20 protein-coding genes and 5 riboswitches are annotated in these 24,245 nt (G+C 75.4%); of the genes, 16 read left to right on the top strand and 4 right to left on the bottom strand.

Features of this window, described 5'->3' with window-relative positions; translation table 11 throughout:
- Positions 1–123: 123 nt before the first annotated feature.
- Entirely contained in the window at positions 124–1,593 is a 1,470-nt protein-coding gene (locus tag ACFCX4_RS04630) for an ATP-binding protein (RefSeq protein ID WP_376138955.1), read from the bottom strand.
- A complete protein-coding gene (locus tag ACFCX4_RS04635; protein ID WP_376138957.1) occupies positions 1,586–2,263 on the bottom strand; it encodes a response regulator transcription factor in 678 nt (225 codons plus the stop codon). Before ACFCX4_RS04635 ends, ACFCX4_RS04630 begins: the two co-directional genes overlap by 8 nt.
- A 261-nt stretch (positions 2,264–2,524) precedes the next feature.
- Between ACFCX4_RS04635 and ACFCX4_RS04640 the strand changes: the two genes are divergently transcribed.
- Both ACFCX4_RS04640 and ACFCX4_RS04645 read left to right on the top strand, forming a co-directional pair.
- Positions 2,525–3,142, top strand: coding sequence for a phosphatase PAP2 family protein (locus tag ACFCX4_RS04640; RefSeq protein WP_376138959.1), 618 nt, complete (start codon positions 2,525–2,527; stop codon positions 3,140–3,142).
- Positions 3,127–3,813 carry a phosphatase PAP2 family protein gene (locus ACFCX4_RS04645; RefSeq protein WP_376138961.1) on the top strand — a complete coding sequence of 229 codons (687 nt, stop codon included), beginning with the start codon at positions 3,127–3,129 and terminating at the stop codon, positions 3,811–3,813. Before ACFCX4_RS04640 ends, ACFCX4_RS04645 begins: the two co-directional genes overlap by 16 nt.
- A gap of 606 nt (positions 3,814–4,419) precedes the next feature.
- Here ACFCX4_RS04645 and ACFCX4_RS04650 read toward each other — a convergent pair.
- Positions 4,420–5,028 carry a histidine phosphatase family protein gene (locus tag ACFCX4_RS04650; protein ID WP_376138963.1) on the bottom strand — a complete coding sequence of 203 codons (609 nt, stop codon included), beginning with the start codon at positions 5,026–5,028 and terminating at the stop codon, positions 4,420–4,422.
- A gap of 175 nt (positions 5,029–5,203) precedes the next feature.
- Positions 5,204–5,290, top strand: a riboswitch (cobalamin riboswitch).
- Between the two features lie 61 nt (positions 5,291–5,351).
- Between ACFCX4_RS04650 and ACFCX4_RS04655 the strand changes: the two genes are divergently transcribed.
- The 9 genes from ACFCX4_RS04655 to ACFCX4_RS04695 all read left to right on the top strand — a co-directional run bounded on the left by ACFCX4_RS04655 (position 5,352) and on the right by ACFCX4_RS04695 (position 14,412).
- Complete coding sequence (locus ACFCX4_RS04655; RefSeq protein WP_376138965.1) at positions 5,352–5,576, top strand: CbtB-domain containing protein; 225 nt, start codon at positions 5,352–5,354, stop codon at positions 5,574–5,576.
- Positions 5,577–5,593: 17 nt separating this feature from the next.
- Positions 5,594–6,463: a CbtA family protein gene (locus tag ACFCX4_RS04660; protein ID WP_376138967.1), complete on the top strand. Its 870-nt coding sequence runs from the start codon at positions 5,594–5,596 to the stop codon at positions 6,461–6,463.
- A gap of 208 nt (positions 6,464–6,671) precedes the next feature.
- Positions 6,672–6,862: riboswitch (cobalamin riboswitch) on the top strand.
- Positions 6,863–7,068: 206 nt separating this feature from the next.
- Positions 7,069–8,568 (top strand): CoA-acylating methylmalonate-semialdehyde dehydrogenase, encoded by a 1,500-nt coding sequence (locus tag ACFCX4_RS04665; RefSeq protein WP_376138969.1) that lies wholly within the window; start codon positions 7,069–7,071, stop codon positions 8,566–8,568.
- Entirely contained in the window at positions 8,565–9,713 is a 1,149-nt protein-coding gene (locus tag ACFCX4_RS04670; protein WP_376138993.1) for an acyl-CoA dehydrogenase family protein, read from the top strand. The genes ACFCX4_RS04665 and ACFCX4_RS04670 overlap by 4 nt, the downstream gene beginning before the upstream one ends.
- Entirely contained in the window at positions 9,713–10,786 is a 1,074-nt protein-coding gene (locus ACFCX4_RS04675; protein WP_376138971.1) for an enoyl-CoA hydratase/isomerase family protein, read from the top strand. Before ACFCX4_RS04670 ends, ACFCX4_RS04675 begins: the two co-directional genes overlap by 1 nt.
- Entirely contained in the window at positions 10,783–11,667 is an 885-nt protein-coding gene (gene mmsB / locus ACFCX4_RS04680; protein WP_376138973.1) for a 3-hydroxyisobutyrate dehydrogenase, read from the top strand. Before ACFCX4_RS04675 ends, mmsB begins: the two co-directional genes overlap by 4 nt.
- A complete protein-coding gene (locus tag ACFCX4_RS04685; protein ID WP_376138975.1) occupies positions 11,664–12,440 on the top strand; it encodes an enoyl-CoA hydratase in 777 nt (258 codons plus the stop codon). The genes mmsB and ACFCX4_RS04685 overlap by 4 nt, the downstream gene beginning before the upstream one ends.
- A gap of 168 nt (positions 12,441–12,608) precedes the next feature.
- Positions 12,609–12,738: riboswitch (cobalamin riboswitch) on the top strand.
- 97 nt (positions 12,739–12,835) lie between these two features.
- Positions 12,836–13,909: a prenyltransferase/squalene oxidase repeat-containing protein gene (locus ACFCX4_RS04690; protein ID WP_376138977.1), complete on the top strand. Its 1,074-nt coding sequence runs from the start codon at positions 12,836–12,838 to the stop codon at positions 13,907–13,909.
- A gap of 29 nt (positions 13,910–13,938) precedes the next feature.
- On the top strand, positions 13,939–14,412 hold the full coding sequence (locus tag ACFCX4_RS04695; RefSeq protein ID WP_376138979.1) for a flagellar hook-length control protein FliK: 474 nt from the start codon (positions 13,939–13,941) through the stop codon (positions 14,410–14,412).
- Positions 14,413–14,507: 95 nt separating this feature from the next.
- Here ACFCX4_RS04695 and ACFCX4_RS04700 read toward each other — a convergent pair whose 3' ends face one another.
- Positions 14,508–15,932: a hypothetical protein gene (locus tag ACFCX4_RS04700; RefSeq protein WP_376138980.1), complete on the bottom strand. Its 1,425-nt coding sequence runs from the start codon at positions 15,930–15,932 to the stop codon at positions 14,508–14,510.
- A 128-nt stretch (positions 15,933–16,060) separates the two neighbouring features.
- Positions 16,061–16,138: riboswitch (cobalamin riboswitch) on the bottom strand.
- Between the two features lie 89 nt (positions 16,139–16,227).
- A riboswitch (cobalamin riboswitch) is annotated at positions 16,228–16,359 on the top strand.
- Positions 16,360–16,462: 103 nt separating this feature from the next.
- Here ACFCX4_RS04700 and ACFCX4_RS04705 point away from each other — a divergent pair.
- Genes ACFCX4_RS04705 through ACFCX4_RS04725 form a run of 5 tightly spaced genes read left to right on the top strand, consistent with a single transcriptional unit; the run spans position 16,463 to position 24,242 of the window.
- On the top strand, positions 16,463–19,342 hold the full coding sequence (locus ACFCX4_RS04705; protein ID WP_376138981.1) for a prenyltransferase/squalene oxidase repeat-containing protein: 2,880 nt from the start codon (positions 16,463–16,465) through the stop codon (positions 19,340–19,342).
- Positions 19,339–20,544, top strand: coding sequence for a hypothetical protein (locus tag ACFCX4_RS04710; protein ID WP_376138982.1), 1,206 nt, complete (start codon positions 19,339–19,341; stop codon positions 20,542–20,544). Before ACFCX4_RS04705 ends, ACFCX4_RS04710 begins: the two co-directional genes overlap by 4 nt.
- Before the next feature lie 10 nt (positions 20,545–20,554).
- Positions 20,555–21,784 carry a CbiQ family ECF transporter T component gene (locus tag ACFCX4_RS04715; RefSeq protein WP_376138983.1) on the top strand — a complete coding sequence of 410 codons (1,230 nt, stop codon included), beginning with the start codon at positions 20,555–20,557 and terminating at the stop codon, positions 21,782–21,784.
- Positions 21,781–23,424: an ABC transporter ATP-binding protein gene (locus ACFCX4_RS04720; RefSeq protein WP_376138984.1), complete on the top strand. Its 1,644-nt coding sequence runs from the start codon at positions 21,781–21,783 to the stop codon at positions 23,422–23,424. The genes ACFCX4_RS04715 and ACFCX4_RS04720 overlap by 4 nt, the downstream gene beginning before the upstream one ends.
- On the top strand, positions 23,421–24,242 hold the full coding sequence (locus ACFCX4_RS04725; RefSeq protein ID WP_376138985.1) for an ECF transporter S component: 822 nt from the start codon (positions 23,421–23,423) through the stop codon (positions 24,240–24,242). The genes ACFCX4_RS04720 and ACFCX4_RS04725 overlap by 4 nt, the downstream gene beginning before the upstream one ends.
- The last annotated feature ends 3 nt before the right edge of the window (positions 24,243–24,245 follow it).

Genomic DNA, 24,245 nt, shown 5'->3' on the forward strand with positions numbered 1-24,245 from the left:
GCGGCAGGAGATGTCGTCGGCCGGTGCCGGGCAGGGTTTCGACCGTGCCGCCCGGCGGCGCGCCGGAGTGCCTCGGTGGCGCCGTTCCTCCGCGCAGGTGGGACGGGGTCGGCCCCGCCCGGGTCAGTGGCCGGTGCCGGTGCGGGGCGCCTGGCGCGCGGGGAGGCGGACGCGGAAGGTGCAGCCGACGGGTGCGTCCTCGATGGTGAGGGTGCCGCCGTGGAGGGCGGCGATGTCGCGGGCGATGGACAGGCCGAGGCCGGTGCCGCCGTCGTCGCGGCTGCGGGCGTCGTCGAGCCGGGTGAACCGTTCGAAGACCTTCTCGCGGTCCCCGGCGTCGATCGCGGGACCGTCGTTGGTGACGTCGACGACCGCCTGCCCGGCGGCGGCGTCGAAGGCGAGGCGGACGGTGACGGTGCCGCGGGCGTGGCGCTGGGCGTTGTCCAGGAGGTTGGTGAGCAGGCGGCCGAGCCACATCGGGTTGCCGGCGGCGGTGCAGCCGGCGGCGAGGTCGAGCTCCACGTGGTGCGGTCGGGAGTCGCGGCCCCCGGCGGTGCCGCGGACGAGCTCGGCGAGGTCGACGTCCTCCGTCGGCCCGCTCCGACCGGTGACGTCGAGGCGGGCGAGCAGCAGCAGGTCGGCGGCGAGGGACTGGAGCCGGTCGGTGTCCTGGAGCGCTCCGGCGACCATCTCGGCGCGCACGGCGGGGTCCGGATGGGTGTGGGCGACTTCGAGCTGGGTACGCAGGACGGCGAGGGGGCTGCGCAGTTCGTGGGAGGCGTCGGCGATGAAGCGGCGCTGGCGGGCGCCGGCGGATTCGAGCCGGTCGAGCATGGCGTTCATGGTGCGGGCGAGGCGGGCGATCTCGTCGTCGCTGCCGGGTTCGGGCACGCGGCGGTCGAGGGCGCGGCCGCCGATGGCGGCGACCTCGGAGCGGATCACCTCGACGGGCCGCAGGGCGCGGCCGGTGGCCTTCCAGGTGACGGCGCCGACGGTGGCGACCAGGAGGCCGCCGAGGAGGGCGAGGGCTGCGGTGGTCACGTCCTCGGCGGTGTCGGCGGTGTGCAGGGAGGCACCGACGCGGACGGTGACCGGGCCGTTCGGCGTGTCGGTGGTGAGGGTGGTGACGCGCTGGTGGTGCTCGTCGCCGAGCACGTCGAGGTCGAAGGTGCCGTGTCCGTCGGAGGTTTCGGCGGGGGTGAGCGCGGGCCGGCCGGCGAGGTTCCCGCTGGCCGCCACGACGGTGCCGCGGGCGTCGGTGACCTGGACGAAGTCGCTGCCGTGGTCGAGGGGGACCGGGTTCGGCAGCCGGCCGTCGGCCGCGAGGCTGCTCACCACCCGGGCCTGCTCCCGGCCGCCGGCCTCGACGCTGCGCACCAGGTCGGCCCGCAGGAGGAGCAGCACGCCCGCGGACGCCACCAGCAGGACCGCGGCGACGCCGGCGCAGGCCGCGAGCGTCGTGCGGGTGCGGACCGACCGGGGTGCCAGCCGGGCGATCAGCGCCGCCGTACGGGGGCCGGCCGTGAGCCGCCGGACCGCGGCCGTGGCGCGGCGGCGCGCGGATCGGACCGGCCCGGTGCGCCGGTCAGCCACCGTCCGCCGCCAGCCGGTAGCCGGACCCGCGGACGGTCTGTACCGCGGCGCGCCCGAACGGCGCGTCGATCTTGCGCCGCAGCGCGCTGATGTGGACCTCGACGGTGTTGGGGGTGCTGTCCGGGCCGCTGTCCCAGACCTCGTCGAGGATGTCGCGCTTGGAGACGGCCTCGCCGGCGCGGCGGGCGAGGTGGTCCAGGAGCGCGAACTCCCGCGGGGTGAGTGCGACCGGTGTGCCGGCCCTGGTGCAGGTCCGGGCGGCGGAGTCGACCACCAGATCACCGAGGACGGTGCGCTGCGGGGCGCGGGAGCCGATCCGGCGGGCGAGCGCCCTGAGGCGGGCCACGAGGACGACGAAGGAGAAGGGCTTGGAGAGGTAGTCGTCGGCGCCGGTGTCGAGTGCCTCGGCCTCGTCCCACTCGCCGTCCTTGGCGGTGAGCATCAGGATGCCCGTGTCGCTGCCGGCGGCGCGCAGACGGGCGCAGACCCGGTAGCCGTTGAGTCCGGGGAGCATGATGTCCAGGATGATCACGTCGTACGCGTGGTCGGTGGCGCGGGTGAGGCCGGACAGGCCGTCGTGGACGATGTCGACGTCGAACCCCTCGGCCTCCAGTCCGTGCTTGATCGCCAGGGCGAGCCGCCGTTCGTCCTCCACCACCAGTACGCGCATGTCCCCAGCGTCGCAGGTCGCCGCCCCGGCCGGCTGAAGACGTCTTCAGGTCTTCAGCAACCCTTCAGTCCCGCTCGGCCATGCTGGACCCGGCTGTTCGAACCCCGCTCGTCGAACCCTGCTCGTCGGACCCGGCCGACCGGACCCCGCCGGCCGGACCCGAGGCCGGCACCGCCGGAACGGGCCCGCCCGGCCGACGGACGGGCCGTCGCCGGCCGACACGTTCGCCGGCCGACACCATCCCCGGAAAGGCGCCCGCCGATGCTCTCCTCCCCGGCCCTGCTCGCCCTCGACGGCCGCGGCATCGACGGCGGCCTCTACCAGCGCATCGACCAGTGGGCGCAGCAGCTGCCGGCGTCGGTGCAGCACTTCGTCGCGGCGTTCTCCGCCTACGGTCTGGGCCTGGTGGCCGTGCTGACGCTCCTCGCCTGGTGGCGTGCGCGGCGCGCCGACAGCGTGACGCTGGCCCGGGTGCTGACCGCACCGGCGGTCGTGGTCGCCGCCTTCGCCGCCGACACCCTGCTGAAGTCCGTACTGCGCGAGCCCCGGCCCTGTCAGGTCCTGGACGCCGGGCGGACCCTGGAAGCCTGCCCCGCCTCCGGCGACTGGTCGCTGCCCAGCAACCACACCGTCGTCGTCTTCGCCGCCGCGGCCGTCCTGTGGCGGGCCGACCGCCGCCTCGGCGCGCTCGGCCTGCTGCTCGCCGCGGCGATGGGCGTTTCCCGGGTGCTGGTCGGCGTCCACTACCCTCACGACGTGGTCCTCGGTGCGGTGGTCGGCCTCGCCGCGGGCCACGGACTCGGGATGCTCGCCGACCGCGCCGCACCGCTGGTCGAAAGGGCCCGTGAAGGAAGGCTGCGCCGATGGCTGACCGCATGACCCCGCGGCGGCCGTCGCCGTGGATCGCCGTCTGCGTGGTGGCGTTCGCCGTGATCGCCGTGCTGCTGGGGGCCGACGGATGGGCCCCCGTCGGCTTCGAGCGGTCGGCCGTCGACTGGGCCGCCGCGCACCGGCCGGCCGGCGCCGTCACCGCCGCCGAGGCCGTCACCGCGCTCGGCACCGACGCCTTCCCCTACCTCGTCGCCCTCGCGGCAGGCGTCGTCCTGGCCCGGGCGGGCCGGCCGCACCGCTCCGGCCGGGCCGCCGCCGGGCTGCTGCTGGCCCCCGCGCTGTGGCTGGCCGCCGGCCAGCTCCTGCGCCGGGGCCTGATGCACGGTTTCGGCCGCCCCCGTCCGCCCGCCACGGTCTGGGCGTTCACGCCCGACGGGTTCGCGTTCCCCTCCGGCCACGCCTTCACCGCCGCCACCTGCGCCGGACTGCTCGCCGTCGCCGTCGCCCGCACCCACCCCCGGGCCCGCCGCGCCGCCACGGCACTCGCCCTGGCCTTCGCCGTCGTCATCGGCGCCACCCGGGTCTACCTCGGCGTCCACTGGCCCCTGGACGTCGTCGCCGGCTGGCTCCTCGCCGTCGCCTGGCTCCTCCTCGGTGCGGCCCTCCTGCCGCCACCGGCCCGGCGCAGCGACCCTCCTCGTCCTCCTCGTGGCGGGTGACGCACGCGCCGGGTGCGCGACGGAGTCCGACGCGGGCGCCACCCCCGCCGTCCCCGCCGACGGCCGCGGCCCGGTGACCACGGGCGAGGAGGCGGGCGCACCCTCCCGCCGTGTCCGGCGCCGACGGCCCGCCCGCCTCCTCGCCGCCGGCCGCGCAGGCCGACCCGGCGCCGAGTGCCAGGTTCTCGGCACCGCACCCGAATCCGTCCCGGCCGGTGCCCGCCGGCCGGGACGGTGTTCCGGCGAGCGTCGACACCCTGCGCGCCGAGGCGGCGGTGACAGCCCCGGAGGACGTACAGGTCGTCGGGGGTGCCGGCGGAGGACCGGCCGAGGACCGGGCGACGAGGAGCGGCACCCGGCCCGGAGCGCCCTTCGTCGTCGTGCACCGGCGGGGACGGCCCCGGACGCCGGACGAACGCGCCGATCACGAGGGCGCCGTCACCGGAGCGGCCGAGGAGCCGACCCGTCGGACGGACGCCGTGGTGCCGGCCGGGCGGTCGCGCGCCCGCACCCGGTCGCGCGCCCGCACCCGGTCACCGGGCGGACGCGGTCACCCGGCGGCCGCGGTGACCGGGTGCCCCGGCGCCGCCGCAGGAGCCGCGCCGGTCATCCGGCTCGGTCCGTGAGCGGCCGGACGAGGCCCAGCCGCAGGTTCCAGCGGTCCGCGCGCCCGGTCAGCTCGACGCCCGACAGCGGCGGCACGTCGATCCGGCGGAAGGCCCCGTCCGGGGCGCCGAGGGCGTGCACGGCGGCGGCCCGGACCACGTCCGGCTCGGCGACCACCAGTACCCGGCCACCCAGCGCGGCCGCGGTGCCGTCGAGCCAGCTGCCCACCCGGGCGCACAACTGCCGCACGGACTCGCCGCCGTGCGGCGCGGCCGCCGGGTCGGCCAGCCACTCCAGCACCGCCTGCGGTTCCTCGGCCATCACCTCGTCGAGGGTCCGCCCGCTCCAGCGGCCCGTCGCGCAGCCGTGCAGCGCGGGCTCGTCCACGGCATCGGGGACGGCCAGTTCCTCGGCGGTGCGGCGGCAGCGGTCGGTCGGCGAGACGTAGCGGTGGGCGGCCGCGGGCAGACCCGGAGCGGCCGCGCGGGCGGCGCGCACCCCGGCGGCGTCGAGCGGATCGCTCCCGTCCACGGAGCCTTCGCCGCCGAACCGGGCCTGCCGCAGCGCGGGTCCGATCGCCGGTGCGACGAAGATCACCCGTACCGTCATGCCCTTCCCCCTTCGTACACCTGTCACCCTTGCGGGCTCTTCGGAGTACCGCGTTCCACACCCGCTCGCGGACAAATGCGCAGGTGACCGCGCGGCAACGATTCGGTGCACGCCCTTGGCGCCGCCGTCGCCGGGCGCTACGGTCTGCTGCGACAACTGAAGACGACGGCGAGACGGAAGCCCGGTGGAACTCCGGCACGGTCGCGCCACTGTAAGCCGGAACCGGCCGCCTCACGCAACGGCGGGGTCCGGCGAGTCAGACCCGACCGCCGTCGTCAGAGCTCCACCGAACGGGACGCGTGTTTCCCCCAGGAGGTCCTGCCATGGCCCAGTCCGTCCTCTCACCCAGCCTGCCCGCGGGCGGCTCCGCCCCGGCCGCGCTGCCGATCCGCGCCATCCTGCCCTGGGCGCTGTTCCTCGGCACCCTGATGCTGGTCCTGCTCTACTTCGTCGGCGCCGAACAGGGCGCCACCTCCCTCATCTCCGGGGCCACCGTGCACGAGTGGGTGCACGACGGCCGCCACCTGCTCGGCTTCCCGTGCCACTGAGCGGAGACCGGGCACCGATGAACAACTCCGCAACCGTCTCCTCGGGCACCGTCGGAAAGCTGCTGCTGCGGGGCCTGATCGCGGGCCTGATCGCCGGACTGGTGGCCTTCGTCTTCGCCTACACCGTCGGCGAGGGCCCCGTCTCGGACGCCATCGCGCAGGAGCAGTCCCAGTCCGCCGGCGCCGGGCACCACCACGGCGAGGCGGCGGAACCCGCCGGCGACCACGCCGACTCCCACGGGGCCGCCGGCACCGCCGACGCCGCCGGCTCCGGTGACGAGGAGGAGGAACTGGTCAGCCGCGACCTCCAGTCCACCGCGGGCCTCGCCACCGGGGTCCTGGTCTACGGCGTCGCCGTCGGCGGCATCGCGGCGCTGGCGTTCTGCTTCGCCCTCGGCCGGATCGGCCGGTTCGGCCCCCGGGCCACCGCCGCGCTGGTCGCGGGCGCCGCGTTCGCCACCGTCTACCTGGTGCCGTTCCTCAAGTACCCGGCGATGCCGCCCGCGGTCGGCAACCCGGACACCATCGGGAAGCGCACGTCGCTGTTCTTCCTGATGATCGCGCTCAGCGTGCTGATCGGTGTCGCCGCGGTCATCCTCGGCAGGCGCCTGGCTCCGCGTCTGGGCACCTGGAACGCCGTCGTCGCGGCCGGTGTCGGCTACGCCGCGGTGATGGCGCTGCTCGCGCTCGTCCTGCCGTCCAACGACGACGCGATCCCGGACGGCTTCCCGGCCGGGCTGATGTGGGACTTCCGGCTCGCCTCGATCGGTCTCCAGGCCGTGCTGTGGACCGGGTTCGCCCTGGTCTTCGGCGCCCTGGCACAGCGGGCCCTCACCCCCGCCGCGCCCGTCGGGGACCGCACGGCCGCCCCCGCTCCGGCGGTCTGACGGACAGTTCCGGAAAGCGCACGGTTCGACCCTGCCGAAGGCGCGCCGGCGGGGTCGAACCGTGCGCTTTCCCGCTTTCACGGCACCTGCCCGTCGCCCCGCCCGCCGGAACCGGAACCGGGGCGGGACGTCCGGTGACGGGTGACGGGTGACGGGTGACGGGTGACGGGCGATGGAAGGCGGGAGGCGGGTGGCGCTCTGGACTTACTAGGACGTCCGACTATATGGTCGTGGACAAGGCCCGCAGTGCAGGGAAGCCGGTGTGAATCCGGCACGGTCCCGCCACTGTGACCGGGGAGTTCGTCGCCGCAGTACCAGCCACTGGCCGCTGGCCGGGAAGGCCGGGCGACGCGCGCCGATCCGGGAGTCAGGATACCGACTGCGGGTGTTCCGTGTTGTCCACGAGGATGGAGCAAACACGCATGGCACCGGTCTGCGCTCTTCCCGACCCTGGTGATCCTGCGACGGCCGCGGCCCGCCCGTCACCCTGACGGCTCGCCGCGCCCGGCAGCCCCCACGCCCGCGCCCGCCCGGGCGCCGTGCGGGCGGACGCCGTGCGCCCCTCCCTCGGATCCTCCTGACGCCCTGACGAGAGCAGGTTCGTGATGGTCCGTGAACTGCACCACTTCATCGCCGGCAAGCCCGCCGCCGGCACCTCCGGCCGCTTCGGAGACGTGTACGACCCCAATACCGGCCGCGTCCAGGCCCGGGTGCCGCTGGCGTCCCGCGCCGAGGTCGAGGCCGTGATCGCCGACGCGGAACAGGCCCAGCCCGGCTGGGCGGCCTGGAACCCGCAGCGCCGCGCCCGGGTGCTGCTGCGCTTCCTCCAACTCGTCGAGCAGGAGCGGGACGGGCTCGCCCGGCTGCTCTCCGCCGAGCACGGCAAGACCGTCGCCGACGCCCACGGCGACCTCCAGCGCGGCCTGGAGGTCGTCGAGTTCGCCGCCGGGATCCCGCACCTGCTGAAGGGCGAGTTCACCGACAACGCCGGGACCGGCATCGACGTGTACTCGATGCGCCAGCCGCTCGGCGTCGTCGCCGGCATCACCCCGTTCAACTTCCCGGCGATGATCCCGCTCTGGAAGGCCGCACCGGCGCTGGCCTGCGGCAACGCCTTCGTCCTCAAGCCCTCCGAGCGCGACCCCTCGGTGCCGCTGCGGCTCGCCGAGCTGTTCCTGGAGGCGGGACTGCCGCCGGGCGTGCTGAACGTGGTCAACGGCGACAAGGAGGCCGTGGACACCCTGCTGGAGGACCCGCGGGTCCAGGCGGTCGGCTTCGTCGGCTCCACCCCGATCGCCCAGTACGTCTACGCCACGGCCGCCGCGCACGGCAAGCGCGCGCAGTGCTTCGGCGGCGCCAAGAACCACATGATCGTCATGCCGGACGCCGACCTCGACCAGGCCGCGGACGCGCTGATCGGCGCCGGCTACGGCTCCGCGGGCGAGCGCTGCATGGCGATCTCGGTCGCCGTACCGGTGGGGGAGGAGACCGCCGACGCCCTGGTCGCCAAGCTGGTCGAGCGGATCGGCGCGCTCCGGGTCGGCCGCTCGGACGACCCGGAGGCCGACTTCGGACCGCTGGTCGGCCGGGACGCGCTGGAACGCGTCCGGGGCTACCTCGACCTCGGCGTCCGGGAGGGGGCCGAACTCGTCGTCGACGGCCGGGACTTCCGGCTGGAGGGGCACGAGGACGGCTACTTCCTGGGGGCCTCGCTCTTCGACCGGGTCACACCGGACATGCGGATCCACCGCGAGGAGATCTTCGGCCCCGTGCTCACGGTCGTCCGTGCCGCCGACTACGAGGAGGCGCTGCGCCTGCCCAGCGAGCACGAGTTCGGCAACGGCGTGGCCATCTACACCCGCGACGGCGACACCGCCCGTGACTTCACCCGCCGCGTCGACACCGGCATGGTCGGTGTCAACGTGCCGATCCCGGTGCCGATCGCCTACCACACCTTCGGCGGCTGGAAGCGCTCCGCGTTCGGTGACCTCAACCAGCACGGCCCGGACTCCGTCCGCTTCTACACCCGCACCCGCACGGTGACCTCCCGCTGGCCCTCCGGGGTCAAGGAGGGTGCCAGCTTCACCATCCCCACGATGGGCTGAGCGCCGTGCACGATCTCGACCAGGAACAGCGTGCCGTCGCCCGGGCCGTCCGGGCCTTCGCCGACGAGCACCTCGCCCCGCACGCGGTGGAGTGGGACCAGGCCAAGCACTTCCCCGTCGACGTGCTGCGCAAGGCCGCCGACCTCGGCCTGGGCGGCGTCTACGTCCGGGAGGACGCCGGCGGATCAGAACTCACCCGGCTGGACGGGGTGGTGGCCTTCGAGGCGCTCGCCACCGGCTGCCCCTCGATCGCCGCCTACCTGTCGATCCACAACATGGTCGCCTGGATGGTCGACCGCTACGGCACCGACGGGCAGCGCCGCCGCTGGCTGCCGGGGCTCTGCGCGGCCGAGCAACTGGGCAGCTACTGCCTCACAGAGCCGGGGGCCGGCTCGGACGCCGCCGCGCTGAGCACCCGGGCCCGGCGCGACGGGGACCACTACGTCCTGGACGGGGTCAAGCAGTTCATCTCCGGCGCGGGCACCTCCCGGGTCTACCTGGTCATGGCCCGCACCGGCGGCCCGGGACCGCGGGGCATCTCCGCCTTCCTGCTGGACCGGGAGGACCCCGGGCTGTCCTTCGGCCCGAACGAGCGGAAGATGGGCTGGAACGCCCAGCCCACCCGCCAGGTGGTCCTGGACGGCGTCCGGCTGCCCGCCGACCGCCTCCTCGGCACGGAGGGGGAGGGCTTCCGGATCGCCATGAGCGGACTCAACGGCGGCCGGCTCGGCATCGCCGCCTGCTCGCTGGGCGGGGCCCAGAGCGCGCTGGAACGCACCATGACCTTCCTCGCCGAGCGGGAGGCGTTCGGCACCCGGCTGCTCCACGCCCAGGCGCTCCAGTTCCGGCTGGCCGACATGGCCACCGAACTGGAGGCCGCCCGGGCCCTGGTCCGGCGGGCCGCCGACGCCCTGGACCGCGGCGACGCCCGCGCGCCGCAGCTGTGCGCGATGGCCAAGCGCCACGCCACCGACACCGGCTTCGAGGTCGCCGACTCCGCGCTCCAACTGCACGGCGGCTACGGCTACCTGGCGGAGTACGGCATCGAGAAGATCGTCCGCGACCTGCGGGTGCACCAGATCCTGGAAGGGACCAACGAGATCATGCGCGTCATCGTGGCCCGCGGCCTGACCGGAGCCGCGTGATGGGGAACAGCGCCACCGACCAGGTCCTGGTCCACCGCGAGGGCCGGGCCGGACTGATCGTCCTCAACCGGCCGTCGGCCCTGAACGCCCTGACCCACGCCATGGTGGGGCGGATCGCGCAGGCCCTGGACACCTGGGAGCACGACGACCGGGTCGCCACCGTCGTCATCACCGGAGCCGGCGACCGGGCCTTCTGCGCCGGGGGCGACATCGTCGCCATCCACCGGGCCGCCACCGGCGGCGACCCGGCCGCCGTCGAGGAGTTCTGGCGCGACGAGTACCGGCTCAACGCCCGGATCGCCCGCTACCCCAAGCCCTACGTCGCGGTGATGGACGGCATCGTGATGGGCGGCGGGGTCGGCGTCTCCGCCCACGGCAGCGTCCGGATCGTCACCGGGCGCACCCGGGTCGCGATGCCGGAGACGGGCATCGGCTTCGTCCCCGACGTCGGCGGAACCTATCTGCTCGCCCTGGCGCCCGGCGAACTCGGCACCCATCTCGCCCTCACGGCAGGATCGGCCGGTGCGGCGGACGCCCTGCTCTGCGGCCTCGCCGACCACTTCGTCCCCGCCGAGCGCCTTCCCGCCCTGCTCGACGACCTGGCCGAATCGAGTGTCCACGACGCCCTCGCCCGGCACGTCGCGCCGGCGCCGCCCGGCGTGCTGGCCCGGCAGCGCGAGTGGATCGACGACTGCTACGCGGCCGACAGCGTCGAGGAGATCCTCGGCCGGCTCGGCGACAGCGGCGAGCCCGAGGCCAGGAAGGCCGCCGACCGGATCGGGGCCAACGCGCCGACCGCGGTCAAGGCCACCCTCGCCGCCCTCCGGCGGGCCCGTGCCCTCGGGCCGCTGGAGGCCGTGCTGGACCAGGAGTACCGGAGCTCCTGCGCGGCGCTGGCGACCCCGGACCTCGCCGAGGGGATCCGGGCCCAGGTGATCGACAAGGACCGCACTCCGCACTGGAACCCCGCCACCCTGGACGCCGTCGGACCCGCCGCGGTGGCCCGCTGGTTCGCCCCGCTGGGCGAGCGCGAACTCGGCCTCGCCGACCTCACCCCCCTGGAGCGCTGGTGACCCTCACCGTCGGATTCGTCGGACTCGGCAACATGGGCGGCCCGATGGCCGCCAACCTCGTCGGGGCCGGGCACACCGTCACGGGGTACGACCTCGTGCCGGAGGCCGTCGACCGGGCGGCCGGGTACGGCGTCCGCACCGCCGCCACGGCCGCCGGGGCCGCCGCGGACGCGGACGTGGTGTTCACCATGCTGCCGAGCGGGCGCCATGTCCTGGAGGTCTACCGGGAGCTGGTCACCGTCACCCGGGGCGCGCTGTTCGTGGACTGCTCGACCGTCGCGGTCGGGGACGCGCGCGTCGCCGCCGACCTGGCCCGGACCGCCGGGCACCGGGCCGTCGACGCGCCGGTGTCGGGCGGCGTGACCGGGGCCGGGGCCGCCGCCCTGACCTTCATGGTCGGCGCGGAGGACGCGGACTTCGCCGCGGTCGAGCCGGTCCTCGCCGCGATGGGCCGCAAGGTGGTCCACTGCGGCGCCTCCGGTGCCGGGCAGGCCGCGAAGATCTGCAACAACCTGATCCTCGGGATCTCGATGATCGCGGTCGGTGAGGCGTTCGTCCTCGGCGAGAGCCTCGGTCTGAGCCACCAGGCGCTCTTCGACGTCGCCTCCACCGCCTCCGGTCAGTGCTGGGCCCTCACCAGCAACTGTCCCGTCCCCGGGCCCGTCCCGACCAGCCCCGCCAACCGGGACTACGCGGCGGGCTTCGCGGCCGCCCTGATGGCCAAGGACCTCGGCCTCGCCGCCGACGCCGCCACCGCGCACGCGGTCCCCGCGGAACTCGGCAGCAGGGCGGCGGAGCTGTACGCGCAGTTTGCTGCCGGAGGGGGCGCGGGCCTGGACTTCTCGGCGATCGTCACCACTCTCAGGGAGGCCCGCGCGTGAGCGACCACGAAACGATCCTGGTGGCGCGTGCGGGCCGGGTCGGCCTGATCACGCTCAACCGGCCGGAGGCGCTCAACGCGCTCAACACCCGGCTGATGAACGAGGTCGTGGCCGCGGCCACCGCGTTCGACCGGGACCCGGAGATCGGCGCCCTGGTCGTCACCGGCTCGGAGAGGGCCTTCGCGGCCGGCGCGGACATCAAGGAGATGCGCTCGCTGGAGTTCGTCGACGCCTACCTCGGCGACTGGTTCGCCGCCTGGGACGAGCTCGGCCGGATCCGTAAGCCGGTGGTCGCCGCGGTCGCGGGCTACGCGCTCGGCGGCGGCTGCGAGCTGGCGATGCTCTGCGACATCCTGCTCGCCGCCGACACCGCGAAGTTCGGCCAGCCGGAGATCAGGCTCGGCGTGATCCCGGGCATCGGCGGCTCGCAGCGGCTGACCCGGGCGGTCGGCAAGGCCAAGGCCATGGAGCTCTGTCTGACCGGCCGGACGATGGGCGCCGAGGAGGCCGAGCGGGCCGGCCTGGTCTCCCGGATCGTGCCCGCCGACCGGCTCCTCGCCGAGGCGCTGGCCACGGCGGAGAAGGTCGCCGCGATGTCCACCCCGGCGGCGATCATGCTGAAGGAGAGCGTCGACCGCGCCTTCGAGACCACCCTCGCCGAGGGCGTCCGCTTCGAACGCCGCCTCTTCCACGCGGCGTTCGCCACCGCCGACCAGAAGGAGGGCATGGCCGCCTTCGCCGAGAAGCGCCCGCCCGAGTTCAGGCACCGCTGAGACCCGGCCCCCCGGCCGGAGGGACGGCCGGAGGGACGGCCGGGGGGACATCCGGGGGGCATCCGGGACCGGCCCGGTGCCCCCCGGAGACCGGTCGTCGACGACCTGACCGGGCGCCCCGCGATCGGGCGCTCCGACCCCTTGACCTCTCGTTTCACGCCTCGCCATGATGGACCGTCATGTTCTGACTCCGCCGTCGGGGGAAGCCGGTCCGAATCCGGCGCTGACCCGCAACGGTAGGCCGTCGACCCCGTGTCGGAGGCGAGCCCGAGTACCCGTCGGCGGAGGTGTGTCCACTCCTCCCGTCGTGGTCTGCGGGCCGGAGCTCCGAGGGCTGCTCCGGCACACGGCGGCGCTCCTCCGGGCCCCTGCGTCCAGGCCCGGAAAGGCTCCTCATGGCCCCGCTCCGCCGCACCCTCGGACTTCTCGCGACACCCGCCCTGGCGTTCGCCACCGCACTCCCGGCCGCCACCGCCGCGCACGCCACGCCGGCCACCGGCTCGTCGTCCACGATCCGCCCCGACGCCGCCGCGGCCGGCTGGCTCGCCCGTCAGCTCGTCGACGGCGACCACTTCGAGTCCGTCTTCGACGACACCGCCTACCCGGACCAGGGCCTGACCATCGACGCGGTACTGGCCTTCGCCGCCGCCCGCAGCTCGGACGGGGCCGCCGCCCGGGCGACCGCCTGGCTGGCCGAGCCCGGCGTCCTCGCCGGCTACCTCGGTGACGGCACCACCGAGGCCTACGCCGGCGCCACCGCCAAGCTGCTGCTCGCCGCCGAGGTGCGCGGCGAGGACCCGACCGCCTTCGGCGGCGTCGACCTGCCCGCCCGGCTCCGCTCGCTCCGGACCCCGAGCGGCCGGTTCTCCGACCGCTCCCAGTGGGGCGACTACAGCAACGCCTTCGGCCAGTCGCTCGCCCTGATCGCCCTCCACCGCACCCCCGGCGGTGCCCCGGCCGCCGCCGTCGACTTCCTGGCCGGCAGCCAGTGCGCCGACGGCGGCTTCCCGGTCTCCTTCGGCCAGGCCACCTGCACCGCCGACGCGGACGCCACCGCGCTCGCCGTCCAGGCCCTCGCCGCCACCGGACGCCCCGCCAAGGCGGCCTCCGGGCTCGGCTGGCTGACCGCCCACCAGAACGCCGACGGCGGCTTCGCGGCCGCCGGGGCCACCACCTCCAACGCCAACACCACCGGCCTCGCGACCCAGGCGCTGCTCTCCAACGCCCGCTTCGGCGCCGGACTCAAGGGCTGGAGCCGGCTGGTCAAGTTCCAGCAGCGCTGCGACGCCGACCCGGCCGTGCGCGGCGCGATCGCCTACGACGCCTCCGGCTTCAACCCCGGCACCGGCACCCGGGCCACCGCGCAGGCCGTCCTCGGCCTGGCCGGCACCCCGCTGGCCACCCTCTCCGCGGCCGGCGCCCGTCCCGACGCGCCCACCCTCGCCTGCCCCGCGCCCGCGGGCCACTGACGACCCACGACCAGCAGAGGAGAGACCAGATGACCGACACCCCGGCCCGCCCGGCCCGCCGCACGCTCGGCTCGATCGCCGCCGCGGCGGCCCTCACCGCCGGCCTGCTCGGCGTCTCCGCCGTCCAGGCCCCGCAGGCCCGGGCCGCCGCCTGCGCCGGCACCAGCGGCGTCACCGTCGTGGTCGACTTCACGGCGGTCGGCGGCGGCATCCAGACCGGCTGTGCGCCCGGCGACCCGGCCAGCGGACTCGCCGCGCTCACCGGAGCCGGCTTCCCGTACACCTTCCACCCGCGCTACCCCGGCTTCGTCTGCACCATCAACGCCCTGCCGACGACGTGCACCAACCCCACCGGCAGCGCCTACTGGTCGTACTGGCACGCCCAGCACGGCGGCCCCTGGTCGTACAGCAGCCTGGGGGCGGGCAGCTACGACCCGGCGCCCGGCGACGTCGAGGGCTGGGCCTTCGGCGCCGGCGCCCAGCCGGGCATCACCGCTCCCTGACCCCCGGTGCACCGGTGCCCCGGTCCTCCGCGACGGAGACCGGGGCACCGGTGGGTCCTGGGGCGTTCAGGCCGTCAGGCGCGGCCGCCGCCGGATCAGCTGCCGTAGCGCAGCGAGACGGTGTCGCCGAGGTGGACGGTGGTGGCCCGGGTGGCGGCGGTCGCGGTGGCGCCGTCGAGGCTCACCTTCCAGGCGGCGGAGCCGCTGTTGGCGGTGCCGTTGAGCGCCGTGATCGTCCCGCCGCCGGTGGCGGGGGTGACGGACGTGACGCAGCCGCCCGGGGTGGCGGTGGCGGCCGCGTCGAGGACGTCGCCGAGCGTCGCGGTGGTGCCGGTCGGGTTGACGGTGACGGCGCAGACCTTGAGCGCGCCGGTGCCGTCGTCGACGACCAGGGCGAGCCGGGCGGCGGTGCCGGAGGCGAACGCGATGGTGGCAGACCAGGTCGGCTCCCCGGCCGTGACCGGAGCGGGCGGGGCGGCGGTGAACCCGGCACCGGCGACGGCGCGCAGGCCGTCGACGGAGGCGTAGGGGGAGGGCGTGGTGTCGGTGGGCTGGTACTTGAACCCGCCGCCGGGCTTGAACTGCTGGGCGATCAGGAAGTCGACCGGGGTCTTGCCGGTGCCGCTGGTGAAGTCGGCTCCCTGGGGGTTGATGCCGCAGGCGTTGAGGCCGGAGACGGCCCAGCCGTTGGAGTCGGTGTTGACGCCCCACATGGCGTTGAACGCGCCGGAGGCCAGCAGCTTGCCCTTGAGGAAGTTCTTGGCGGCGACGACCGCCGGGTCGGTGCCGGGCACGCCGCCGACGCACAGGGAGGCCATGGCGGCCCCGGTCATGTCGATGTCGCTGCCCGTGCCGATCTCGGTGGGGTCACCGGCGGCCTTGGTGTAGTTCCAGCCGCCGTCCGTGTGCTGGTTGGCCCGCACAGCCGTGACGGAGGCGTCCAGCAGGGCCTGCGGAACGCGCTTGGCGCCGCCCTGGGTCCTGGCGCCGCCGAGGGCGAGGAGACCGAACACGGTCCCGTTGAAGTTGGCGGACGGGCCCCAGTAGCCGGGTTCGGCGGTCTGCCAGTAGGAGACCGCGTCGGCGATCAGGTTGCGACCGGGGCCGACGCGCGCGGGGTCGACGCCGGCGGCGTAGGCGTTCAGGATGCCCCGCTGGTAGTCGGTGGCGACCGGAGAGGCGCCCGGCCAGCCGGCGGCGGCGAGCTGGTTGCGGTAGACGAGACGGGCGTTCTTGGTGACGTCGCCGCCGGGCGTCACGTCGGCCGCCGCGGCGCCGGCCGCGGCCAGCGCGCTGAAGGCCCACTCGTTGGAGAGCCCGCCGCCGGTGACGTAGCTGCCGTCGGCGGCCTGGAGGGACTTCAGGTAGGTGACGCCGGTGCTCTTCGAGGTGGCGATCTGGGCCGGGGTGGCGGTCGCGTGGGCGGGGACGGCCGACAGCAGCAGCGCCCCGGCCGCCAGCGACACGGTCACGGCGGAGGCGAGGCGGGAGGAGGTGCGGGGTGTCGTGAGGAGGGTCACGGAACGGCTCCTTGGGGTGGCGGGCGCCGACCCGGCCCCGGCCCCGGCGCTCCCGGGGGAGCGCGACGGCCCGAGCGGCCGCCGCCCGGATCGCGTGGGCAGGCTTTCGCCGTAGTACTCGGCCGGGCGGGCATTCGGGCTCGGGGTGCCGCAGGACACCACCCCACACCGCTGCGCGTCAGCCCCGGATTCGCACCGGGTTCCCCCGCTCGGCCACCGCGGACGCTACCGCACCGCCGGACGTTCCACGAGGTGGGGAAGGCGACATGACGCACCGTTGACTCCGACTCGCAGACGTGGTCAGATGAACCGGTTTTTCATCCTCGGCATCAGGGGAAGCCGGTCCGAATCCGGCGCTGACCCGCAACCGTAGATCCGCCCCAGCGGCGGATGAGCCGGAATGCCTGTACCGGGGCCTTGTCACAGAAGTGCTTGCGTCGTCGTGGACTACGACGCGGTCGGGGCGGTTCCTCCTGGGGGGAGCCGTCGGCTGCGCCGTGCGGACCCGGTGACCGATCGGGGAGTCGCCAGTGAGGGCCAGGAACAGCCGTACGAGCCGCGGATCCAGAGGGTTCACGTCCTTTCTCGCCACCACTGCCGTCGCGGTCGCCGCGGGCGGCACCGTCCTGCTCGCCCACCCCGGCCGGGCCGCCGCCGACCCGATCGAGGAGTGCACGGCCACCACCGGCGCGATCGTCGCCGTCGACTTCGGCCACTGGGGCGGCGGAGTCCTCCGCGGCTGCGACGCCCGGCCCACGACCGGGATGAACCTGCTGCACAACGCCGGCTTCAGCACCACCGGCACCGAGCACGACGGCCCGGCCTTCGTCTGCCGACTCGGCAACGGGAGCTTCAACGGCGGCACCCAGTACCCGACCGCCGCCGAGGAGCCTTGCACCAACACCCCGCAGGCGACGGCCTACTGGTCCTACTGGATCGCCGAGCCCGGCCAGGACACCTGGTCCTACAGCCGGTTCGGCGCCGCCACCCAGAAGCCCAGGCCCGGCGAGGTCGAGGCCTGGGTCTACGGTGGCACCGACATCGGCGGCACCAGCGGGAAACCGACCTTCACCCCGGACTCCGTCCGCGCCAGGAACGGCGGACCGTCGCCCACCGCGACCCCGACCGCCTCCCCGGGCCCGACCGCCCCGACGTCCTCCGAGGGCGACCCGAAGGCCGCGGCGTCCTGGCTGGCCGGCCGACTGGTCGACGGCGAGTACATGGGGAACTGGGCCTTCGAAGGCCCCGACTTCCCCCGGACCTCCCTCACCGCGATCGCCCTGGCCGCGGCCGGAACCCAGGACCCGGCCCTGCGCAAGGTCGTCGGCTACCTCGCGGCGCACGCCGACGCGTTCCTGTACCCGGACGGACCCGCCGGGAAGCCCGACGCCAAAGCCGCAGCCCTGCTGGCGCTGGTCGCCGAGAGCACCGAGGGCGACCCCCGGGACTTCGGCGGCCGCGACCTGATCGCCGCGCTCACCGACCACCTGTGCACCGCGCAGGGCGAGAACGGGAAGTGCACGGCCGCCGGGGACTTCCACGGCGCAGCCTCGCCGTGGGTCCAGGCCTGGGCCGTGATCGCCCTGCGGCGCGCCGGTGTCACGCCGCCGCCCCAGGCGCTCGCCCGCTTCACCGCCCTCCAGTGCGCCGACGGCGGGACCGCCGGTTCGATGATCACGGCCGGGGGCCACTGCGAGTCCGACCCGGTGGCCACCGGCCTCACCGTCCTCGCGCTCCGTGGCACGGCCGGGGGCGAAGCCGTCGCGAAGAAGGCCTCGGACCGGCTCACGGCGAGCCAGCGGGCCGACGGCTCCTACGCCCCGTACGCCGGTGCCGCCGGGGACACGGTGAGCACCGCCGCCGCGGCCCAGGTCCTGCGGGCCACCGGCCAGGGGTCCAAGGAGGCGTCCGCCAAGGCGTGGGTGAGCGCACGGCAGAACACGGACGGCGGCTTCGGCCCCGACGAGTCGACGACCGAGTCCGACCCGGCCACCACCGAACAGGCGATCCTGGCCCTGACCGGCACCGACCCGACCACGGTCCGCCACGATCCGGACGGCGTCACCACCCCGCCGACCACGCCCGCCGGCCGGACCCCCGACCTCGCCAGGGGCAGCGCCTACCTCACCGCCCCCGCGAACCTGGTCGGCGGCCACTACTACGAGGGCTTCCCGGACTTCGCGGACTTCGGCCTCACCCTCGACGGAGCCTTCGCGCTCGCCGCCACGGGCACGGACGACGCGGCCCTGCGCCGGATCGTGGACTTCCTCGACGGGCAGGCCAAGGACGGCGGCGGGCGCACCGTCAACGACTGGACCGCGATCGGTACCGAGTACGCCGGAGGCGGCTCCATCGCCAAGGAGGCGCTGCTCGCCGAGGTCGTCGGCCGTGACCCGCGCGCCTTCGGCGGACACGACCTGATCGCCGCCCTCGCCGCAGCCGTCTGCGCCGGGGCCGACGCGGCCACCGGCTGCGCCGGCCCCGGCAACTACACCTACGCCACCTCGGTGTTCTCCCAGGCGCTCGGCATCATGGCGCAACTGCGCGCCGGCGACACCGCGAACGCCGACTCCGCGGTCGCCTACCTGAAGAGCCTCCAGCACGCCGACGGCTCCTGGCCGAGCCTGATCCCCGCCACCGGCGACTCCGACGTGGACAGCACCGCGATGGCGGCCATGGCGCTCGCGCTCGTCCCCGGCACCGAGGCCGCTCGGGCGGTCGACAAGGGCATCTCCTGGCTGGCGGGTCGGCAACTGCCGGACGGGGGCTTCCCCGGCGCGGCCGGAAACTCCACCAACTCGGCCGCGCTCGCCGTCCAGGGCATGGGTCTGCGCCAGGCCGCGTACGCCCCCGGGATCGCGAAGGCGCTCGACTTCCTCGCCGGACAGCAGAACGGCGACGGCGGCTTCAACGTCGCCTCCGAGGGCCAGCGGGGTTCGGACGTGCGGGCCTCCGCCCAGGCGGTCGGAGGCGCCACCGGGATCTCCTTCGGCACCCTGCGCCGGGACCTCGGAGGCTCTCCGACCCCTACCCCGACCCCCACCGCCACCTCGACGCCGACCGGCTCTCCGGCCCCCACGGCGACCTCGACCCCGACCGTGAGCGGCAGCCCTTCGCCGTCCCCGACGGTCACCGCCTCCCCGGCACCGACCGGAACGTCCGCGGCCGCCACCACCCCCGGGGACGTGCCCACCGGTGCCCCGGTCCCGGGTGCCGCAGGCGGCGCAGGCCGGGGCGGCGGGGTGCCGGTCGATGCCACGCCGGCCGGGACGAACACCGGAAGCCTGGCACGCACCGGAGCCGAGACGCTGGGTCCGGCGACCGCCGCGGCCGTGCTGGCCGCCGTCGGAGCGGGCGCGGTCCTGATCGCCCGCCGCCGCGCGGGATCGACCCCGGGGCGTCACCGGTGACCCGGCTGCTCGGCCGGCTGCTCGGAGCCGCCGGCGGGACGCTCGCCCTCGCGTTCGGCGGGCTCACCGCCGTTCCCGCTCCGGCAGTGGCGGCGCCGCAGCCGATCGGGCAGTGCACCACCGGCTCCGGTGCGGTGCTCGCCGTGGACTTCAGCAGGTGGGGCGGGCCGCTGCTGCGCTCCTGCGGCACGACCCCCACCACCGGCTACGCGCTGCTCAACCAGGGTGGCTGGAAGACCGCGGGTACCGGGCACGACGGACCGGCGTTCATCTGCCGGATCGGCTACAGCGGGTTCCAGGGCGGCAAGCAGTTCCCCGCCCCGGACCAGGAGAAGTGCGTGCTGACGCCCCCGGCCACGGCCTACTGGTCGTACTGGCACGCCGACCCGGGCCAGAACGAGTGGTCGTACAGCCAACTGGGCGCGATGAGCTATCAGCCGAAACCGGGCAGCGTCGACCTGTGGATCTTCGGCGGCACGAACATCGAGGGCACGGAGGGGCGGCCCACCTTCTCGCCGGACACCGTGCGCGCCCACAACACGGTGCCCGGCGGTGGAACGGCCACCACCCCCGCCCAGCCCCCGCCGCCGACCGACCCCGGAAACGGCAGCACCGGCGGCAGCACCGGTGGCTCCACCGGCGGTGCGGCAGCCGGGGGTGGTACCTCGTCCGGCGGGAGCGGCTCGTCCGGTGGCACCGGATCCACCGGAGGCAGCGGTTCCACCGGCGGCTCGACATCCTCCGGCGGTGGCACCGGACCGGGCGGATCCTCCGGCGGCGGCAGTGCAAGCGGTGGCGGCACGGCGCCGAAACGGCCGACCGCGGCCCCGAGCGCCACCTCCGGCGCCGCTCCTCCCCGGCCGGCGACCCCGCCGGCCGAGGTGCCGACAGCGGTGGTGCCGGTACCGGAGCCCACGGAGCCCTCGGCCCCGAGCGGCGAGAGCACCGATCCGCCCGCTCCGGCGCCGTCGGAGACGCCTGCGGCCGTCGAGACCGCTCCCGCGCCGGAGTCCCCGACCGAGACACCGGCCCCGTCGGCGTCCGTGAACGCCGCAGGGCCGCCGGTGGTGGACGCGGCCCCGGCGGCCGAGGCCCCGCACGACGCCGGGTCGATGGTCCCCGCCGTGGTCGGCGGTGCCCTCCTGGTGCTCCTGGGGCTGGTCACCTTCGGCGTCGCGCGCCGTCGCCGCCGGGCCGAGTGACCGGGTGACCATGCCCGGCGCACCCGGCACCGGCCTCCCCCGACCCGCCCCCGGGCGCGCCGGGGGAGGCCGGCGCAGCCCGCGCGACCTCCACCCCCTGGCCTGGTGGACCTGGGCGCTCGCCCTGGCGACCGCCGCGAGCCGCACCACCAACCCGCTGCTGCTCCTGCTCGTCCTCGCCGTCCTCGGCCACGTCGTCACCGCCCGCCGCACGGAGGCTCCGTGGGCCCGGGGCTTCAAGTACTACCTGGTGCTGGCACTCACGGTGGTGGCGATCCGGGTGGTGTTCCGCTGCGTCTTCGCCACCGGCATCACGCCGCACGACCACCTGCTCTTCTCGCTGCCCCACATCCCGACCCCCGCCTGGTACGCGGGCATCCGGATCGGCGGCCCGGTCTCGCTGGAGGCCACCCTCTCGGCGGCCTTCGACGGACTGCGGCTCGCCTGCCTGATCTGCTGCATCGGCGCCGCCAACACCCTCGCCAACCCCAAACGCGCCCTTCGTGTCCTGCCCGGCGCGCTCTACGAGCTCGGCGTCGCCGTGACGGTCTCGCTCAGCGTCGCCCCGCAGCTGGTGCAGAGCGTCCAACGGGTCGCGCGGGCACGGCGGTTGCGGGCGGGCCGGGCCAAGGGCGTGCGGGCCCTGCGCGGCATCGTCGTCCCGGTCCTGGAGGACGCCCTGGAGCGTTCGCTCCACCTGGCCGCCGCGATGGACTCGCGCGGCTACGGACGCTCGGGCACCGTCACCCGCCGCTCCCGCCGGACCACCGGTGCCCTGATGCTGCTCGGCATGTGCGGGCTCTGCGCAGGGGTGTACGGGTTGCTGGACGGAACCGCCCCCGCCGCGCTCGGACTGCCCGCCTTCGTCATCGGTGCCGGGCTGTGCGTGGCCGGGCTGCTGTTCGGAGGGCGCCGGGTCCGGCGCACCACCTACCGCCCGGACCGCTGGCGGGCCGCCGAGTTCGGGGTCGCCGGCTGCGGGGTGGCCGCCGCCGTCCTGCTGTTCGCCACGGTCGGTTACGACGCCACCGATCTCAACCCCTCCCTCTACCCGCTGAGTTGGCCGACGCTGCCGCCGGTCCCGGTGTTCGCCCTGCTGCTGGCCGGCGCCGCCGGTGTCATCGCCCCGCCGCCCGGCCGCCCGACGGTGCCCGGCGCCGTGCCCCGTCCGCGGGGCGGGACACCCGCGCCCACGCGTGCCGGCAGTGCCGACCGCCCGTCCACCGAGGTGACCAAGTGATCCGATTCGACCAGGTCGGCGTGGTGTACGACGGCGCGACCACTCCGGTCCTGCGGGACGTCGACCTGCACATCCCGGAGGGGGAGCTCTGCCTGGTGGTCGGCCGCACCGGCGTCGGCAAGTCGACCCTGCTCGGCGCCGTCAACGGCCTGGTCCCGCACTTCACCGGCGGCACCCTGCGCGGCCGGGTGACCGTCGACGGCCGGGACACCGCCCGGCATCCGCCGCGTGAACTGGCCGACGTGGTCGGCGTGGTGGGCCAGGACCCGCTGGCCGGCTTCGTCACCGACACGGTGGAGGAGGAGCTCGCCTACGTCATGGAGCAGCTGGCCGTCCCGCCGGAGGTGATGCGCAAGCGCGTGGAGGAGACCCTCGACCTGCTCGGCCTGGCCGACCTGCGCCACCGCGCGCTCCACGAGCTCTCCGGCGGTCAGCAGCAGCGCGTCGCGATCGGCTCCGTGCTGACCGCGCACCCCCGGGTCCTGGTCCTGGACGAGCCGACCTCGGCCCTGGACCCGACCGCGGCCGAGGAGGTGCTCGCCGCCGTCACCCGGCTGGTCCACGACCTCGGCGTCACCGTCCTGCTCGCCGAACATCGCCTGGAGCGGGTCGTCCAGTACGCCGACCGGGTCGCCTACCTGCCCGGTGACGGCACCGTCGTGGACGGCCCGCCCGCCGAGGTCTTCCGGCGCACGACGGTCGCACCGCCCGTCGTCGACCTCGGACGCCTGGCCGGCTGGCAGCCGCTGCCGCTCTCCGTCCGCGACGCCCGCCGCGCCGCCGCGCCGCTGCGCGAGCGGCTCACCGCCGTGCGCGTCCCCCCGCCGCGTCCGGCGGCCACAGCGGGGGAGACCGTGCTGGAGGCCCGCAAGGTGGTCGTCCGCCACGGTCCGGTGACCGCCGTCCGGGAGGCCGGACTGGAGCTGCGGGCCGGCGAGGTCACCGCCCTGATGGGGCGCAACGGCTCCGGCAAGTCGTCCCTCCTCTGGGCCCTCCAGGGCTCCGGGCCCCGGCAGGGCGGCAGCGTGCGGGTCACGGGGACCGGCGGAGGGCGGCCCCAGGACCCCAGACGGGGCTCCGCGGCGGAGGCCCGCCGGCTGGTGGGACTCGTACCGCAGACCCCCACCGACCTGCTGTACCTGGAGACGGTCGCCGAGGAACTCGGCCAGGGTGACCGCGAGTCCGGCCGGGCCGCCGGGGCGACCGCACGGCAGATCCTCGACCGTCTCGCCCCCGGGATCCCCGACGGCAGCCATCCCCGTGACCTCTCCGAAGGCCAGAAACTGGCCCTTGTCCTGGCGATCCAGCTGGCCGCGGCACCCCGGGTGGTCCTGCTGGACGAACCCACCCGGGGGCTCGACCACCACGCGAAGGAGGCGCTCGTCGGCATCGTCGACGCCCTGGCCGCCGAGGGACGCACGGTCATGGTCTCCACCCACGACGTCGAGTTCGTCGCCTCCGCCGCCGACCGCGTGGTGGTGATGGCCGAAGGCGAGATCGTCGCCGACGGTCCCACCGCCGACGTCATCGTCGCCTCACCCACCTTCTCCCCCCAGACCGCCAAGATCCTGGCGCCACTGCCCTACCTGACGGTCGCCCAGGTGGCGAAGGGGCTGGAGACCGCGGAGGCCGCCCGATGACCGCCGTCCGGATCCCCGGCCGGGCCCGCGTGGTCGTCGCCCTCGCCGCCTTCGTCGGCCTGGTCGCCTTCACCTGGCCGTTCGTCGTCGCCCCCGGGAAGTTCGGCTCCAACTACGCCCCGCCGCTGATCTTCGGCGCCCTGCTGGTCCTGGTCCTCGCCGTCGTGATCGCCGAGATCGCCTCCGGCGGCATCGACGCCAAGGCCCTCGCCATGCTCGGCGTCCTCTCCGCCGTCAACGCCGCACTCCGGCCGCTCGGTGCCGGCACCGCCGGGGTCGAGACGGTCTTCTTCGTCCTCGTCCTCGCCGGACGTGTCTTCGGCCCCGGTTTCGGCTTCACCCTCGGCTGCACCTCCCTGTTCGCCTCGGCCCTCCTCACCGGGGGCGTCGGGCCGTGGATGCCCTACCAGATGTTCGGCTGCGCCTTCGTCGGCCTGCTCGCCGGGCTGCTCCCGCGAACCCGGCGGCGCTGGGAGGTCCCGATGCTGGCCGCCTACGGGGCCTTCTCCGGCTACCTCTTCGGATTCCTGCTGAACCTCTCCTTCTGGCCGTTCTCCACCGACCCGAACAGCTCCGTCGCCTACCTGCCCGGCCTCCCCTTCACCGAGCAGTGGCACCGATACCTGCTCTTCGACCTGGCCACCTCCCTCGGCTGGGACACCGGCCGCGCCGTCACCACCTTCACCGCCGTCCTCGTCGTCGGCCCCGCCGTCCTCACCGTCTTCCGCCGCGCCGCCCGGCGCGCCAACTTCGAGCCCACCGTGCGCTTCGAGAAGCCGGAGGCCACCGGCAGGCCGGCCGCGGAACCAGCCCGGTAGTCG

The sequence above is a fragment of the Kitasatospora sp. NPDC056327 genome (assembly GCF_042261735.1).
In the GTDB taxonomy this organism is placed as follows: Bacteria; Actinomycetota; Actinomycetes; order Streptomycetales; family Streptomycetaceae; genus Kitasatospora.